The following is a 12,715-nucleotide window of genomic DNA, read 5'->3' as shown; positions in this document are numbered from 1 at the left end:
GTGGTTCGCTGGCGACCGGAGGTCACCGCCGGACGCCCGGACTAGCCGGGCGCCCTACGGCGCCGCCGGGCGCCTAGTAGCCGCGAGTCTCGCGAATGCGCCGCTGGATGATCTCGTTAACCTCGGTGATCTCGGCATCGGGCCAGTTGTGCAGGAATCCGGAGACCTGGCAACGCTCACCAGTGCGGTAGTCGGTCACGTACGACCCGTCCGGGTCGTAGAACTGGTGATCTCCCTGGATCTCCGAAAGACCCTCGTTCAGGAGGATGTCTGCGGCTGCGGCGGGAAGGGACGCGGGCACCCAGACACCCTCCGGGTTTTCGGTGTAGACCCATTCGCCGATGGTGTCGGCGTGGTCGGTGATCTGCTCGAATCCCCAGACGTCCTCTACCGTCTCCCGGTACGTGATGTCACCGTTGCGCACGTCCTCCGGCAGGAATGTCTGCCGGTAAATGGTGATGTCCCTGGCGTCCGTCATGCCCGTTTCCCTTCGCCGTGCTTCGTGGTGGTGACACCACTATGACAGGACGCCACGCGGATTGCAAGCCGTATGGCATCACTTACCGAAAAAGGGCCCTGACCAGCGAAAACCCCCGGCCGTCGGACGGCACGGGGGTATCGCGTAGGGCCTCAGTGATACGAACCGGGGCGCGCCGTGAGTGCAACGCGGCGCCCGTGCGAGAGATCTCCGGGGTAGTAGCTGGCGACCTTGTCGCGGACGCGGGCACGACAGGCGCCAGGCGCCCGCAGCCACCATACGGCGCCCGCCTGGCTGTCGAGCACGCGCCACCAATCGGACAGGCCGAGGTCACGCGGGCGGGCGGTGGTGGCGACTACGTCAGCGGTGGTCACGGTCGACCGTACGGTGCGGTAGATGCGGGCGCCGATCTCGCGTGCGGCGGCTTCCACGGTGGCCCGGTCGTACGGCTCACCGAGGGGATCCGTTCCGGTGATGCGGACCCACAGTGCCGGGAGCGATTCCCCGGCATGCCACCCACAGACCACAGCGAGAATCCGCCGCTGATTCGACCATGCGCCTCGCCGTTCCAAGGTGCTCGATACGTCGGCCACCGCGAGGGCGGCCAGCCTCGTTTCCATGATCAGATTCCCTTCCGATGTGGTGGTATGAATCCGGCCCGGAATCCGTCGGGAATCCGGGCCGAATCTGTCGCCGATTCTGTCACGAATCCGACCAGGAAATCCGGCCGAATCCGATTCGCTACCTGCGTTCTGCCAGGTAGGAGCGGGCCGCCTTCAAGGTCTCGCGGGCCAGCTCCTCGGCGGGCAGGTCGGCCGAGTCGAACAGGTGCGGCCAGGTCTCGCGCAGGTGGTCGGCCACCGATCCGAGCATGTCCGGGTCGAAATCCGACTCGGTTCCGGGCTCGGAATCCGACTCTGAGACCTCGAACACCTGCCGGTAGACCTTGGCCGCCGCCCCGGCCGCGTCCGGCTGTGTGTAGTACCAGCCCCGGATGTCCCGCGTGTGGTGCATCCTGTCTGCCACGCGTGGCCGGGTCGGCTGGAACACGACCACGGCGAATTCCGGATCTCCCATCAGCGGCTGGGGCCGCTCCACGATGGCCACGACGCCCTCAGCCGGGCGCCGCTCGCTCGGCCACATGATCGTACGGACCAGCACGCGCTCGCTGACGTGGCCGTACGCGATGCGGGCCATGGTGTTCGGCGCGGGAACGCCGGGCTTCAGGTCGGGGCGCTCGGTCATGATCGGATTCCCTTCGGTGGTGCCGTTCTGTGGTGTGCCACCACTATGGCATGTCCACCACACAGATTGCAAGTCGTGTGGTGAAAGAATCTCGGACACGGCAAAGCCCCCGGTCACCGACCAGGGGCCTCGCGCAGGGGTAGGGTCAGGCCTCGCTACGGGCCTTGATGGTGAGAACGGGGCGCATGCCCTCGCCGGACGTCAGGTGGGCGTACAGGTCCACCGGGCGCGGGGCGCGGCAGTCGCCGGAGCGCTCGATACGCCACAGCTCCACAGCCGTGTAAGACTCGCCGTCGGTGGCCGCCGGGCCGTACCGGCGAAGCTGCTCGGCCGTCGCGGTGAGCAGGTTCCACAGCCGAAGATCAGCATCCTGCTCAACCCGCTTACGGGCGTTGTCCTCCGGCTCCCAGGCGACGCAGTCGTCCCAAACTGCCCGCGTCAGGGCCACGGGATAGGACAGGCCAGCCGCACGCGACAGGCCACCGTCAACACTGATCAGATCCAATGCGATTCCCTTGGTGTGGTGGTTGGTGGTCCCCGGCCGAATCCGACCGGGGATCTGTGGTGGTTTCCGATCAGGCGTTGGCCAGCGATCCGACCGTCTCGAAAACGGCGTCCTGCTGCGCGGGGATGACGAACTTCACCCAGGCCAGGCGCTTGCCCACGCGGGTGGACTCCAGCAGGAAGTGCCGCCCGAGCCAGCGCGTCAGGAACTCGGCGAGGTAGGTGTCCCCGCTGTGGATCGCGCCCCTGATCGCGTGCGCCGTGTTGACCGTGGTGATCTCGATGTGGGCGTTCCCGTCCTTGTCGAGGTCCCACGTCGAGACGTTGAGCCGGACCGGCGCCGAGATGTAGCCGCGAAGCGCGTTACGCACGTCCGAGGGCGTCGGCAGCGCGGTGGGGACGGCGCCCCACGCGACGGTCAGCCCGTGGGCGAACTCAACCTCGCCGAAGAAGGTCCCGCGCAGCGGGAGGTGCGTCGTGTCCACGCCCAGGGCGCGCAGCTTGAGGACCATCTCCTCCGCGTTGCGGTGCCGCGTGGTCTTCTTGACGCCGTTCGGCTTGGTGGTGGTGGTGATCTGGTACATGCCGGTTCCCTTCCGGTTGTACGTGGTGGTTCCGTGGTGGTGGTGACCCCACGCGAGGACCGGCGGGCCGAGGCGGCCCGCTTGTCCCCGTACAGGCTCACTCAGCCGCGCGCTCGACGGCGTAGATGGCCAGGTCGTTGCCCTGGACAGTCCAGGCGCCGGTCAGCTCGCACACCCACCGGCCGCCATCCCAGCGGTCTTCGCACAGGAACGCGCGGGGCACCAGGCCCTCGGCCAGGACTTCGTCCAGGTTCTCGACCTGGCCCTTCCAGGCGTACACGGTGCGGCCCTGGAAGCCCTTCCAGGTGCGCGGCTCCTGCTCCGGCAGGCGGACCCGCATGCCGAACTCCAGGACGATGTCGCCGGGGCGCAGCTGCGAGGTGGGGAGAGACAGGTGGACGGTGGTGGCCATCGGGACCTCCTCGGTCGGGCCGTTCTTGGTGGAACACGTCTTACGGTACTACATCACCACACGGATTGCAAGCCGCGTGATGGCTATTCCTCGGCGGTCTCCTCGGCCAGCATCTCCGCGAGAATGTCAGCGGCCAGCACGTCCATCTCCGCACACCACGGCGCGCGGTCTCCCTGGTTCGGCCTGAGACAGCCGGGGACGTTGCAGATGCCCAGGCGCACCGCTGCGTCGTGGTAGCGGCGCCGCAGCGCGATGCGGGCCTCCACCACCTCGATCGGCTCGTCGTCGGGGTCGATCTCGTCGTTCTCCAGGTCGGCCGTGATCTCGGCGAAGATCTCGGCCAGCTCAGTCGGGAGTGCTTCCCAGGTCATGATCGTTTCCCTTCAAGGCGTGGTGATCGGTAGGACGGCCGGACGCCCGTACGGGACGGGCGCCCTACCAACGCACCGTTCACGCGTTGACGAGCTGCGCAGCCTTCAACGCGCGGGCCAGATCGCGGCCCCTCTCCGTCAGTTCGACATGATGGCGCTCCCGGCCGGTGTTGTTCTCGCGCCACTGGTGGACCCTGGCCAGGCCCTTGGTGACCAGCGCTCGGCGGGTGGCCGCGTGGCCGTAGACCAGGTGCGCTCCCCCGTAGCCGTCGACCGACTCCGTCAGGAGCAGCGCCTGCGGCTCGCTCAGGCCGTGGATCTTGCGCAGCTCCTCGAAGGTGAACGGCCGGAGGGTCGGCCGGTTGGTCTTCATCCACTTGGTGGCGATGTAGTGGGCCTCGGCGTCATCAGTGCCCACCTTGACGGCTCCGATGTTGTATGCGGCTTCGTGGACGTGGTCGGGCATCTCGTAGCCGTCCAGATCCTCGGTGATCGTCGCGAGGATCATGTAGAAGAACGACGCAGCCTGACGTGCGGCACCGCGCCCGATCCAGATCTTGTTGTTCTTGTAGTCGAAGTAGCGCGTGCCGTTGCCGAGGTCGCCGCCGACGTTGAAGCTGATCAGCTTGCCATCGGTGAGGCGGTCGATCTCCTCGGCCAGAATGCGTACCTGTCGTTCGCCGAACATGGCGCGTTCCCTTCGGTGGTGCCGTTCTGTGGTGTGCCACCACTATGGCACGGGTGTCACACGGATTGCAAGTCGTGTGGAGGACAAAGTTTCTTCGCCACACGGGTTGCAAGCGGCGTGGCGTCCATGCCATAGTGGAGCCATCCACCACGGAGCACCGCAGAAGGGAACGCCACATGTGGCACAACCGGGAGACGTTGGATCAGGCCGTCGAGCTGGCCGAGAAGGTCGCCGAACACCTGGACGGCTATGAGGCCTTCATCAGGCGGGATGACTACACCACCACCATCGAGCTGGTCAAGGACGGGATTTTCCGCCTCAGCTTCTACCAGCTGTACAACGACAAGGGGCGCGCGAGGATCACCGGAGTCCTCCCCCACGACCCCCACGGCGACGTCTGGGGTATCGAGGGCGGCGAGATCACCGTCTCGATGACCCGCGACCCGAAGGCAGTCGCCAAGGACATCGCGCGGCGCCTGGTGTCGGAATACGAGCCGAACGTCGAGCAGGCTCTGATCAAGATCGCCAACGGCGACAAGAGGCGCAACCAGCTCGATGAGTTGATCGACGACCTGACCGGCCGTATCCCCGGTGCGACCAAGTACGGCGCGGCCGACCGGCGGGCGGTCCGTCTCCCCTACCAGCACTCGACGGACGATCGGGACAAGAACCTGAACGGCGACATCGAGATCAGCAGCGGCGGATACGCCCACGTCGCGATCCGCACCGAGAACGTCGCCTTCCTGCGCGACCTCGCTGACCTGATCGCCAAGTACCAGGACTGACGGGTCCTCTGGCAACCGGGCGGACGAGGGCGCCGCCCGGCGGCCGGGGAATCCGGCAGGACCGGTGCCACCACATCTGAAGGGAATCCGATCATGCGCAAGACGTTCCGCATCGGCGAGTACGTCGCCCACACCGGCCACGGCACCATCGGCCGCGTCGTCAGCTTCAACAGCGACTGGGTGTACGGCGTCCGCTGGGACGGCATGGCGATGCCGCTCGGGCCGGAGAAGGTGCCGGGCGACAAGCTGGTCAGCCTCGACGTCCCCGAGCGTGGGCACTTCGACCACGTGCTGGCCCTCGTCGAGATCGCCCGCCGGTCGGCGGCACCGCTACGAGGGCGTTTTCGTGGCACCGAGTGGAGACGAGGTCCTGGTCACGCTCGATTACGACGTGTACCACGCCCGTCACACCGAGCTGCTGAACGAATTGGTCGAGTGCCTGACCAAGGACCTTGGATACGCGGCCCGGACGGACGTCACCGATGAGCACATGTTCATCTACGTCAGCAAGAAGGAGACCCCCACCGTGAGCAAGCCCGTTTTCCGCGCCGTCATCCTCGTTCGCGAGATCGGCGGCAAGGCGCTGGCCGGATGGCAGTGCGATCACGAGCACAGAGAGCTTCGCGCGGCTGCCCGCTGCGGGCAGCTGGAGGTGCAGCGGCGCCTGCCCAACACCAGCGACAAGGCCAAGCTGTTCCGCTTCGAGGAGGTCACGACCTCCTATGAGGTCAAGGGCGGGGCGGCCGGGGATGCGTGGGTTAACGCCCAGTACTACCGGACGTACGTGGCCAAGTAGCCGGGCCGTCGGCGGCCCCCAGCTTCGGGGGTCGCCGATTTCTCGGCCAATATCGCCACACGCCTTGCAACTCATGTGGCACACATGCAATACTTTGAACCAAGCAACCACCACGCTTTGAAGGGAAACGGCAATGGCCAACAAGGAAGTCAAGAACCTGGTCAAGGAGCTGGAGGCACAAGGGTTCGAGGTGACCAGGGCCAAGGGTAACCACCTCAAGGTGTACCTGGACGGCAAACTCATCACGGCCATGGCCAGCACACCCAGCGACATCCGGAGCCTGGCCAACTCGATCGCCTTCCTCCGGCGCAACGGGTTCGTCTACAAGGGCCATTAGAACTGTCGGCCCGGCCCTCAATACCGGGGGCCGGGCCACCACACCACCACGCACGAGGAGCAGAACATGAGTCCGACCGACATCATTGCCTGGGTGGAGCGCCCCGCGCGGGCCGACAGCTGGAACTGGGCCGAGGCGGCGACCGAGGCCTGGCTCGCCATGGCCGACAGCCTCGGCTGGCCTGGTGAGGTCGTCTCGTACGAGGTCGAAGACACCAACAACGACGCCGCGATCGTCGCGGTCGACGGCCGCCGGTACGTCCTCACTCTGCGGGACGACACGGTCAGCGCCCACCCCGCCAACGCCTGACACCACCACGCACGAGGAGCAGAACATGATCACCGTCGACATGGACGGCGAGGACTTCGCCAAGCTGGTCAGCCCGCCGTTGCTGTGGTCCGATGACCGCGCCACGTGGGAGGAGCAGGTCGAGAGCGGCCGGTTCGAGGGCGCGGGCGAGGGCGGCCCGTCCCTGGACTGGCGGCTGGCCTACTGGCTCGACCAGGTCGACGAGAAGGGCTGGACGACGGCGATCCTGCTGAAGGCGTTCCTGAAGCACCACGGCCACGGCTTCGAGATCGTCCGCGACGTCTGGCAGGAAGACGAGGGGCTGCCCCTGGTCCTGCTGACGAACTACGCCACCGAGGAGGGCGCCAGGGACATCGCCGAGATCGACGCCCAGACGCCCGCCGACTACACGATCACCTACGTGCGGATCTGCCAGGAGCACGACCGCGCCGAGGAGTTCGACCAGTTCACCGTCCACGCCAAGCGCAAGGTCGCGGTGAGCCACTTCTGGGCCGAGTCCGGCGAGGCCCCCGGCCAGACGGCCAAGTTCGTGGACATCGTGCCTGCGGCCGAGGCCACCGACACCCCGGTCTTCGAGGTGGTCTGGCAGTACCGGGTCGGCGATCAGCTGCGGCCGATGGACACGCGGTACGTGCGCGCCACCAGCGCCGACGCCGCGCTGTCGGAGTTCTGGGCCGAGCTGAACCTGGAGCACGAGAAGGCCAACATCCTCCAGGTGGTCGAGGTGTCGCGCGCCGAGGACGAGGAGGAGCACACCCACGCCGACCACGAGCCGCTGCAGAAGTTCACCGTGCGGTACACCTACACCGACCACGGCGACCGCAAGGTGATCGGCTACCACACGGTGAAGTCCCAGCCGGGCAAGGTCCTGGAGACGTTCTGGGCAGAGACCGAGTTCTCCCGCGACATCGTCACCGTCACCGGCTACAACCCGGCCACGGGCGACGAGTAGAACGGAAGTGACAAGCAGCGCCCCGCCACCGACAATGGTGGTGGGGTCGTCTGCGTGAGAGCGAGGGTTACATGGGTGAGTGGGCCGTACGGCTGGACTGGCAGGCCGAGCTTACCGAGGAGCTGGCCGAGCAGCTGGCCGAGCAGCTGGAGGGGATCCACGGCATCCCTGGGCGCGTCTCTGACGGCGTCACGGCGGTACGGGTGACCGTGGAGGCCAGGGACGCCCGCGAGGCCGAGACCGTCGCGTACAGGCGCCTGTTCGGCGTCCTGCGGGTCTGGGTGGGTATCCAGCGGATCGAGGTCGTGCCGCTGGCCGAGTTCCTGGAGAGCGAGGCTCTGGCGCTTGACGGCGCCATGGTCTCCTGACCTGCGAGAAGGGCCCGGTCCATGACCGAGGCCCTTTTCTTCAAGTCAATACGCCACACGGGTTGCAAGGCATGTGATGTAGCTGCTAATCTGGTCTCACCAGCAAGACGGAGCACCAAACGGGAGCACGAGATGGCGAACCTCTTCGCAGCGGGCACGCACCGCGAGCGCCTGCGCGAGGCGCGGGCCCTGATCGCCGGTCGGCAGGCCGAGGTCGAGAAGGTCGAGGCCCAGCTGGCCGAGGCCGACGACGCGCTCCTGAAGCGAGTCCTCCGTACCCGGCTGGCGGCGCTGGCCGACCACATCAACGGGTGGCAGGAGTACATCAACCAGGGTTGCCCCCGCGACCCGCGCGCCCAGATCACCCGTGGCTACTACAGCCGCCGCAACCTCGCAACGCACTGAAGGGACAGCACATGACCACCACCAACCCGCGCCGCAAGGCCATCCCCTACACCATCGAGTGGGAATGGAGGAGCGACGTGCCCGGCGACTCGGTCAAGACCGACAGCTACGAGGCCACCGACGCACTGCGGGCCGTCGCCAAGCTCCGGCGGGCTCTGACCGAGGAGTACGCCAACGTCTCCAAGGAGCTGGTGATCCTCGACGTCTACCGGGTCTGATCCGAGCAGCCATGGCGGGGCGCGGGCCGCAGTAATCCGGTCCGCGTCCGGCCACGGCCCCTCGGGTCGATCTGATCCACCACACCACGCACTGAAGGGAATCCCCCATGAGCAACCCGATCCCCGAGTCCAAGCTGGAGCGGATTCGCGCACTGCTGGCCAAGGCCGAGGCCACCGAGTACGAGGGCGAGGCCGAGAGCTTCCGCAACGCGGCGATGTCCCTGATGGCCAAGTACGGCGTCGAGCAGGCCATGCTCCAGCATCACGGCGCGACCACCGAGAGCCTGGAGAAGCGCGTGATCGAGATCTCCGGCGAGTACCCGAAGGAGAAGGCCTACCTCCTCGGCCGGATCTCCAAGGCGCTGGGGCTGTATTCCTACGCCAGCACGCTGGTCAGGGGTCGTCAGACCCTCCGTACCGAGGTGATCGTCTGCGGCTTCCCCTCCGAAACCGAGCAGGTCGAGCTGCTGTACACCTCGATGTTGCTGCAGGCCGCCCGCGAGATGAAGAAGGACCTGTCAGACGTCTGGCGGGTGCGCGGTAACCAGCTGAAGGCGTTTAAGCGGACCTGGTTGCTCGGCTTCGCGAACAAGATCTACGAGCGGCTGGAGGAGCAGCGGGCCAAGGCGGTAGCCGAGACTCCGACCGCGAGCGACGGCACCAGCACCACACTGGTCCTGGTCGACCGCCAGGCGATGATCAAGCAGTGGGCCAGCAAGGACGTCGAGATCTCCCGGCCGAAGAAGCGGGTCCTGTCCGGCGGCGGCTGGGCCTACGGTGACGAGGCCGGGGAGCGCGTCGACATCGGCACCGAGGACAACCGGCTCGCCCGCCGGTCCGCTGGCGCCATCACCTCCTGATCCGGCCCACCATGGTCGGGAGCGGTCCAGAGCAATCCGGCCCGTTTCCGGCCACGGCCGACCGGCCAGATCCACCCCCCGTTTCTGAAGGGAATCCGATCATGAAGAAGGCTGACATCCAGCCCGGCACCGTCTACGCCTACGAGGGCCGCTACGGCATCGAGCCGGTGGTCGTCATCTCCACCGCCCTGCTGGTGGAGGACACCATCCGGGGCCACCGCCACACGCCCGGCGAGTCCAAGCTGTACACCCGCTCTCTCGACTCCCGGCCGACCCGCCACACCTCCAGCCGCGCCTCCGGCTACGCGGCGGTCAAGATCGACCGCAAGGCGGTGACCGAGGCCAACGTCAAGCGCGCGGCGGCGGTGACCCTGGAGCAGTTCCTGGACCTCGTCAGCAGTAACCTGGGCGGCGGGCTGACGGCCACCATCCTCACCACCCTGCCCAAGCTGCTCGGCCCTTACGAGGAGATCCGGGCCCAGCGGGACGCCGAGGACGCCGAGGCGGCCCGCATCGAGCAGGAGCGCCAGGACCGCCTGGAGGCCGAGCAGGCGGCCATCGAGGACCTGTCGGCGCGGTCCAAGGCCCTCGGCGGCAAGTACGACATCTGGCCCCGGTACGAGATCAGCACCTACAAGCCGAACTTGCACACCGAGGACCTGGCGCGGCTGGTGGCGCTGGCCGAGGCGGCGCACAAGGTCTGGGAGGAGATGGAGCGCGCCAGCAAGGACGGCGCCCTGACGCCGGAGCGGGAGTCTGAACTGGCCTACGACGTGTGGAACCGGGTCAACGAGATCAACGCCCAGCCGTCCGAGTGACCACGGTGGGGCGCGGGCCGGAGGAATCCGGTCCGCTCCCCGCCACGGCTACCCGGCCGATTCTGACCGCCGATCTTGAAGGGAATCCGAGATGAAGAAGGCTGACATCCGGCGGGGCGTTCCGTACGCCTACGGCACCCGCAACGACATCTGCCCGACCTACATTCTGTCGACGGACGTGCTCGCCACGCCGAACGGCTTCCGTAAGGAGGGCGAGCCGCTGATGAAGCGCTCCGTCGCAGGAAAGCCGAGTGCCGGGTACCGCCGCAACGCTGACACCGGCTACCCGATGGTCCAGGTACGGGACGACACGCCGGAGAACCGGGCGCTGGCGGCCTCGATCACCCTGGAGCAGTTCTTCGAGCTGTCCGAGCGCCCCAAGGGCCTGGACCTGCATGTCGTAACCCACCTGCCGAAGGTTTTCGGGCCCTACGACGAGTGGGCGGCCGAGCAGGACCGTAAGCGCGAGACCGAGGCTCGGGAACGCGAGGAGCGCAGCCAGCGGCGGGAGGCCGAGCTGGCTCGCATCAAGGCGCTGGAGGTGCGGGCCAAGGCGCTGGGTACCTCCTATCTCTCGCCGGAAACTTCCTCGTACGGCTATGGCGGGCCGTACGACAGCGTGAGCATCGGCGTGGAGGGGTTGGAGAAGCTGGTGGCGCTGGCCGAGGTGGCGGCCAAGCTGCCGGGCCTGCGGGATGCGATGGTCTCGGACGACCCGCATACGTTCCCTGACGTGGTTCTCGACCTGATCGCCGAGGCCAACGACGCTCTGAAGATCAAGAAGGAGAGCTGACCATGGCCACGTACGCCATTGGCGACCGGGTTCGGTCTACGGTGGAGCTGACGTCCATGCCGGGTTTCCCGCCGGAGGACGCCATCCCCGCCGGTTCGCTCGGGACGGTCGACTACGTCCACGAGAAGTACAGGGAGGGCTACGGCGTGATCTTCGACTGCGACCGCTACCGGCTCTCGGCGTGGATGAACCCGGAGGATCTGGAGGCCGCGCCGGAGTAGTCCGGACATGTTAACGGGGGAGGCCCTGAACCACCACAGAACGGGACCTCCCCCACCACCACGCACTGACTTGAAGGGAATCAAAAGTCGAGTGCGTAATCAGGCTAACAGACGACAGTCGGGGCAGTCATCACTCCACTACATCGGCATCCACGATGCCGAGTTCCTGAGCTACCTCGAAACTAGGCCTGGGCGCTTCCAGCGCTCGGGCCTGTTCGCTTGCCTCCTTGCCGAACAGCCTCGCCACGACCCCCGATTCGGCACCGGCCCGGCCGCGCGCCTTGACGGAGATGCTGACGCTCTCGGTGTCGGCCTCCACCCGGTTTTTGATCATCTGATCGAGCAGGGCCAGTTCCTTGGTCAAGTTCGGGTCGGCGTAGCCGCCCTCGGACTGCTCGACGAGCCGCATGAAGGCCACCCGCTGGGTCTGCATGCCCAGCACGGCGTCCTGGACGGCCTGGAGCTGGTCGCGGGTCCTCACCTCGACGGGGATCTCGTAGGCGCAGCTCGAACCAGCGTGGAACGCCGGGCACCGGGCGGCCAAATAGCAAGTATCGCAGGCCAGGACCGCCTCGCTGGCGACCCCCAGCATACGGTCGGTCGTCTCCACCTTTTCGCCGTCTTCTCCCAGCTCAACGCGGGTGACGGTGGCCAGGGACAGGCCCGGCAGCAGCTGCCGTTCGCCCTCTCGGCGAGTTGGGGGGCTGTTCCGCACCTCCTCGGAGGGGGCCCCAACTTCGGTGGGGTCGACTTCCGGGTTTTCGGTGGGGACCTGATCAGGCGACATTGTAAGTACCTTCTGGGAACGGCGGTTGATATGTCCGACAAGCTGCTGCCAGGACCACACGGCCACCCGCAGCGACTCGGTGGTGTCGTCGGCCTCGTACGCCTCGGTGTCGAAGCCGAGGCGGTCCAGGTGGGCCCGGTGGCGCTTCCGACCCTGGGCCTTGTACTTCTTCGGGTACCGCTTGAGTTCGTGGCCGGTCCAGATCTGGCTGTCGCCGTACTGGGCCACCGACAGCCACGAGGTGCTGGCCACGGAGTCGAATCCGATCGACTCCATGAGGTCGATCTTGGTCAGGGCGACGCCGTGGATCCGAACGCCACGGCGGGCCAGCCGGTTGAGGATTCCGGCGATGTCCCGGCCACCGGCCGAGGTCTGGGGGACGCCGACCCGGCCGTAGGAATCCGCCAGGCGTTCCAGCTCGGCGAGGCCGGTGTCGGCGTGCCAGATCGGGAGGAACTTCTCCCCCAGTCCATCCCAGAATTCCGACCGCTGGCGGGCGATCCAGTCCGGTCCCATTCCGACCGCGTCCAGCTCGGAGACCATCTCGACGGCGTCCAGATTCGCCTCGACGAACCGCCGGTATTTGTCCGCCAGCTCCTCGATCTCGGTCCGGCCGTACTTGTCGGGAGATCCGTTGACGGTGTAGCCGCCGGAGTCTAGGAAGATCCGCTGCCCGGCCGGGAACTTATCCGCGATCAGCCACGGCCGGGTGAGCTTGGTCCGTCGCAGCAGGCCGACGAACGATAATCCGACCTCGGTCACGCCCTGCTCGGCGAGGAATTTC

21 protein-coding genes are annotated in these 12,715 nt (G+C 67.0%); 12 read left to right on the top strand and 9 right to left on the bottom strand.

What is annotated here, in order from left to right; translation table 11 throughout:
* Window positions 1–73: 73 nt before the first annotated feature.
* From AB0J39_RS01335 to AB0J39_RS01300, 8 genes are all read right to left on the bottom strand, one after another.
* Entirely contained in the window at window positions 74–478 is a 405-nt protein-coding gene (locus tag AB0J39_RS01335) for a hypothetical protein (protein WP_363460559.1), read from the bottom strand.
* A 152-nt stretch (window positions 479–630) separates the two neighbouring features.
* The gene (locus AB0J39_RS01330; protein WP_363460557.1) at window positions 631–1,098 is read right to left on the bottom strand and encodes a hypothetical protein; all 468 of its coding nucleotides are present in this window, start codon (window positions 1,096–1,098) and stop codon (window positions 631–633) included.
* A gap of 121 nt (window positions 1,099–1,219) precedes the next feature.
* Entirely contained in the window at window positions 1,220–1,723 is a 504-nt protein-coding gene (locus AB0J39_RS01325; RefSeq protein WP_363460555.1) for a hypothetical protein, read from the bottom strand.
* A gap of 145 nt (window positions 1,724–1,868) precedes the next feature.
* On the bottom strand, window positions 1,869–2,171 hold the full coding sequence (locus tag AB0J39_RS01320) for a hypothetical protein (RefSeq protein ID WP_363460553.1): 303 nt from the start codon (window positions 2,169–2,171) through the stop codon (window positions 1,869–1,871).
* Window positions 2,172–2,298: 127 nt separating this feature from the next.
* Entirely contained in the window at window positions 2,299–2,811 is a 513-nt protein-coding gene (locus AB0J39_RS01315; RefSeq protein WP_363460551.1) for a hypothetical protein, read from the bottom strand.
* Between the two features lie 97 nt (window positions 2,812–2,908).
* Window positions 2,909–3,223 (bottom strand): hypothetical protein, encoded by a 315-nt coding sequence (locus AB0J39_RS01310; RefSeq protein WP_363460549.1) that lies wholly within the window; start codon window positions 3,221–3,223, stop codon window positions 2,909–2,911.
* Window positions 3,224–3,306: 83 nt separating this feature from the next.
* A complete protein-coding gene (locus tag AB0J39_RS01305) occupies window positions 3,307–3,594 on the bottom strand; it encodes a hypothetical protein (RefSeq protein ID WP_363460547.1) in 288 nt (95 codons plus the stop codon).
* 79 nt (window positions 3,595–3,673) lie between these two features.
* A complete protein-coding gene (locus AB0J39_RS01300; protein ID WP_363460545.1) occupies window positions 3,674–4,282 on the bottom strand; it encodes a hypothetical protein in 609 nt (202 codons plus the stop codon).
* A 176-nt stretch (window positions 4,283–4,458) separates the two neighbouring features.
* Between AB0J39_RS01300 and AB0J39_RS01295 the strand changes: the two genes are divergently transcribed.
* The 12 genes from AB0J39_RS01295 (at window position 4,459) to AB0J39_RS01240 (ending at window position 11,144) form a co-directional block, all read left to right on the top strand.
* The gene (locus AB0J39_RS01295) at window positions 4,459–5,067 is read left to right on the top strand and encodes a hypothetical protein (RefSeq protein ID WP_363460543.1); all 609 of its coding nucleotides are present in this window, start codon (window positions 4,459–4,461) and stop codon (window positions 5,065–5,067) included.
* A gap of 346 nt (window positions 5,068–5,413) precedes the next feature.
* On the top strand, window positions 5,414–5,863 hold the full coding sequence (locus AB0J39_RS01290; protein ID WP_363460541.1) for a hypothetical protein: 450 nt from the start codon (window positions 5,414–5,416) through the stop codon (window positions 5,861–5,863).
* Window positions 5,864–5,996: 133 nt separating this feature from the next.
* The gene (locus tag AB0J39_RS01285) at window positions 5,997–6,200 is read left to right on the top strand and encodes a type II toxin-antitoxin system HicA family toxin (RefSeq protein WP_363460539.1); all 204 of its coding nucleotides are present in this window, start codon (window positions 5,997–5,999) and stop codon (window positions 6,198–6,200) included.
* A 66-nt stretch (window positions 6,201–6,266) separates the two neighbouring features.
* Complete coding sequence (locus AB0J39_RS01280) at window positions 6,267–6,509, top strand: hypothetical protein (protein WP_363460537.1); 243 nt, start codon at window positions 6,267–6,269, stop codon at window positions 6,507–6,509.
* A 25-nt stretch (window positions 6,510–6,534) separates the two neighbouring features.
* Window positions 6,535–7,461: a hypothetical protein gene (locus AB0J39_RS01275; RefSeq protein WP_363460535.1), complete on the top strand. Its 927-nt coding sequence runs from the start codon at window positions 6,535–6,537 to the stop codon at window positions 7,459–7,461.
* Window positions 7,462–7,532: 71 nt separating this feature from the next.
* Window positions 7,533–7,829 (top strand): hypothetical protein, encoded by a 297-nt coding sequence (locus AB0J39_RS01270; RefSeq protein ID WP_363460533.1) that lies wholly within the window; start codon window positions 7,533–7,535, stop codon window positions 7,827–7,829.
* Between the two features lie 132 nt (window positions 7,830–7,961).
* Window positions 7,962–8,234: a hypothetical protein gene (locus AB0J39_RS01265; RefSeq protein ID WP_363460531.1), complete on the top strand. Its 273-nt coding sequence runs from the start codon at window positions 7,962–7,964 to the stop codon at window positions 8,232–8,234.
* 11 nt (window positions 8,235–8,245) lie between these two features.
* Complete coding sequence (locus tag AB0J39_RS01260; RefSeq protein WP_363460529.1) at window positions 8,246–8,452, top strand: hypothetical protein; 207 nt, start codon at window positions 8,246–8,248, stop codon at window positions 8,450–8,452.
* A 107-nt stretch (window positions 8,453–8,559) separates the two neighbouring features.
* The gene (locus AB0J39_RS01255) at window positions 8,560–9,312 is read left to right on the top strand and encodes a DUF2786 domain-containing protein (protein WP_363460527.1); all 753 of its coding nucleotides are present in this window, start codon (window positions 8,560–8,562) and stop codon (window positions 9,310–9,312) included.
* 101 nt (window positions 9,313–9,413) lie between these two features.
* Window positions 9,414–10,130, top strand: a complete 717-nt coding sequence (locus AB0J39_RS01250; protein ID WP_363460525.1) for a hypothetical protein — start codon at window positions 9,414–9,416, stop codon at window positions 10,128–10,130.
* 91 nt (window positions 10,131–10,221) lie between these two features.
* Complete coding sequence (locus tag AB0J39_RS01245) at window positions 10,222–10,923, top strand: hypothetical protein (protein ID WP_363460523.1); 702 nt, start codon at window positions 10,222–10,224, stop codon at window positions 10,921–10,923.
* Window positions 10,924–10,925: 2 nt separating this feature from the next.
* Window positions 10,926–11,144, top strand: coding sequence for a hypothetical protein (locus tag AB0J39_RS01240; protein ID WP_363460521.1), 219 nt, complete (start codon window positions 10,926–10,928; stop codon window positions 11,142–11,144).
* 130 nt (window positions 11,145–11,274) lie between these two features.
* Here the strand turns inward: AB0J39_RS01240 and AB0J39_RS01235 are convergent, their stop codons facing one another.
* Window positions 11,275–12,693 (bottom strand): hypothetical protein, encoded by a 1,419-nt coding sequence (locus AB0J39_RS01235; protein ID WP_363460519.1) that lies wholly within the window; start codon window positions 12,691–12,693, stop codon window positions 11,275–11,277.
* Window positions 12,694–12,715 lie beyond the last annotated feature (22 nt).

The organism is Microbispora sp. NPDC049633, from assembly GCF_040675265.1.
Taxonomy (GTDB): Bacteria; Actinomycetota; Actinomycetes; order Streptosporangiales; family Streptosporangiaceae; genus Microbispora; species Microbispora maris.
The sequence above is the reverse complement of the archived record's forward strand: the minus strand, read 5'-3'. Positions and strand labels throughout refer to the sequence as shown.

Coding starts and splice junctions, on each gene's coding strand:
- AB0J39_RS01335 (WP_363460559.1), bottom strand. CDS start 478: ATGACGGACGCCAGGGACATCACCATTTACCGGCAGACATTCCTGCCG.
- AB0J39_RS01330 (WP_363460557.1), bottom strand. CDS start 1,098: ATGGAAACGAGGCTGGCCGCCCTCGCGGTGGCCGACGTATCGAGCACC.
- AB0J39_RS01325 (WP_363460555.1), bottom strand. CDS start 1,723: ATGACCGAGCGCCCCGACCTGAAGCCCGGCGTTCCCGCGCCGAACACC.
- AB0J39_RS01315 (WP_363460551.1), bottom strand. CDS start 2,811: ATGTACCAGATCACCACCACCACCAAGCCGAACGGCGTCAAGAAGACC.
- AB0J39_RS01310 (WP_363460549.1), bottom strand. CDS start 3,223: ATGGCCACCACCGTCCACCTGTCTCTCCCCACCTCGCAGCTGCGCCCC.
- AB0J39_RS01305 (WP_363460547.1), bottom strand. CDS start 3,594: ATGACCTGGGAAGCACTCCCGACTGAGCTGGCCGAGATCTTCGCCGAG.
- AB0J39_RS01300 (WP_363460545.1), bottom strand. CDS start 4,282: ATGTTCGGCGAACGACAGGTACGCATTCTGGCCGAGGAGATCGACCGC.
- AB0J39_RS01295 (WP_363460543.1), top strand. CDS start 4,459: ATGTGGCACAACCGGGAGACGTTGGATCAGGCCGTCGAGCTGGCCGAG.
- AB0J39_RS01285 (WP_363460539.1), top strand. CDS start 5,997: ATGGCCAACAAGGAAGTCAAGAACCTGGTCAAGGAGCTGGAGGCACAA.
- AB0J39_RS01280 (WP_363460537.1), top strand. CDS start 6,267: ATGAGTCCGACCGACATCATTGCCTGGGTGGAGCGCCCCGCGCGGGCC.
- AB0J39_RS01275 (WP_363460535.1), top strand. CDS start 6,535: ATGATCACCGTCGACATGGACGGCGAGGACTTCGCCAAGCTGGTCAGC.
- AB0J39_RS01270 (WP_363460533.1), top strand. CDS start 7,533: ATGGGTGAGTGGGCCGTACGGCTGGACTGGCAGGCCGAGCTTACCGAG.
- AB0J39_RS01265 (WP_363460531.1), top strand. CDS start 7,962: ATGGCGAACCTCTTCGCAGCGGGCACGCACCGCGAGCGCCTGCGCGAG.
- AB0J39_RS01260 (WP_363460529.1), top strand. CDS start 8,246: ATGACCACCACCAACCCGCGCCGCAAGGCCATCCCCTACACCATCGAG.
- AB0J39_RS01255 (WP_363460527.1), top strand. CDS start 8,560: ATGAGCAACCCGATCCCCGAGTCCAAGCTGGAGCGGATTCGCGCACTG.
- AB0J39_RS01250 (WP_363460525.1), top strand. CDS start 9,414: ATGAAGAAGGCTGACATCCAGCCCGGCACCGTCTACGCCTACGAGGGC.
- AB0J39_RS01245 (WP_363460523.1), top strand. CDS start 10,222: ATGAAGAAGGCTGACATCCGGCGGGGCGTTCCGTACGCCTACGGCACC.
- AB0J39_RS01240 (WP_363460521.1), top strand. CDS start 10,926: ATGGCCACGTACGCCATTGGCGACCGGGTTCGGTCTACGGTGGAGCTG.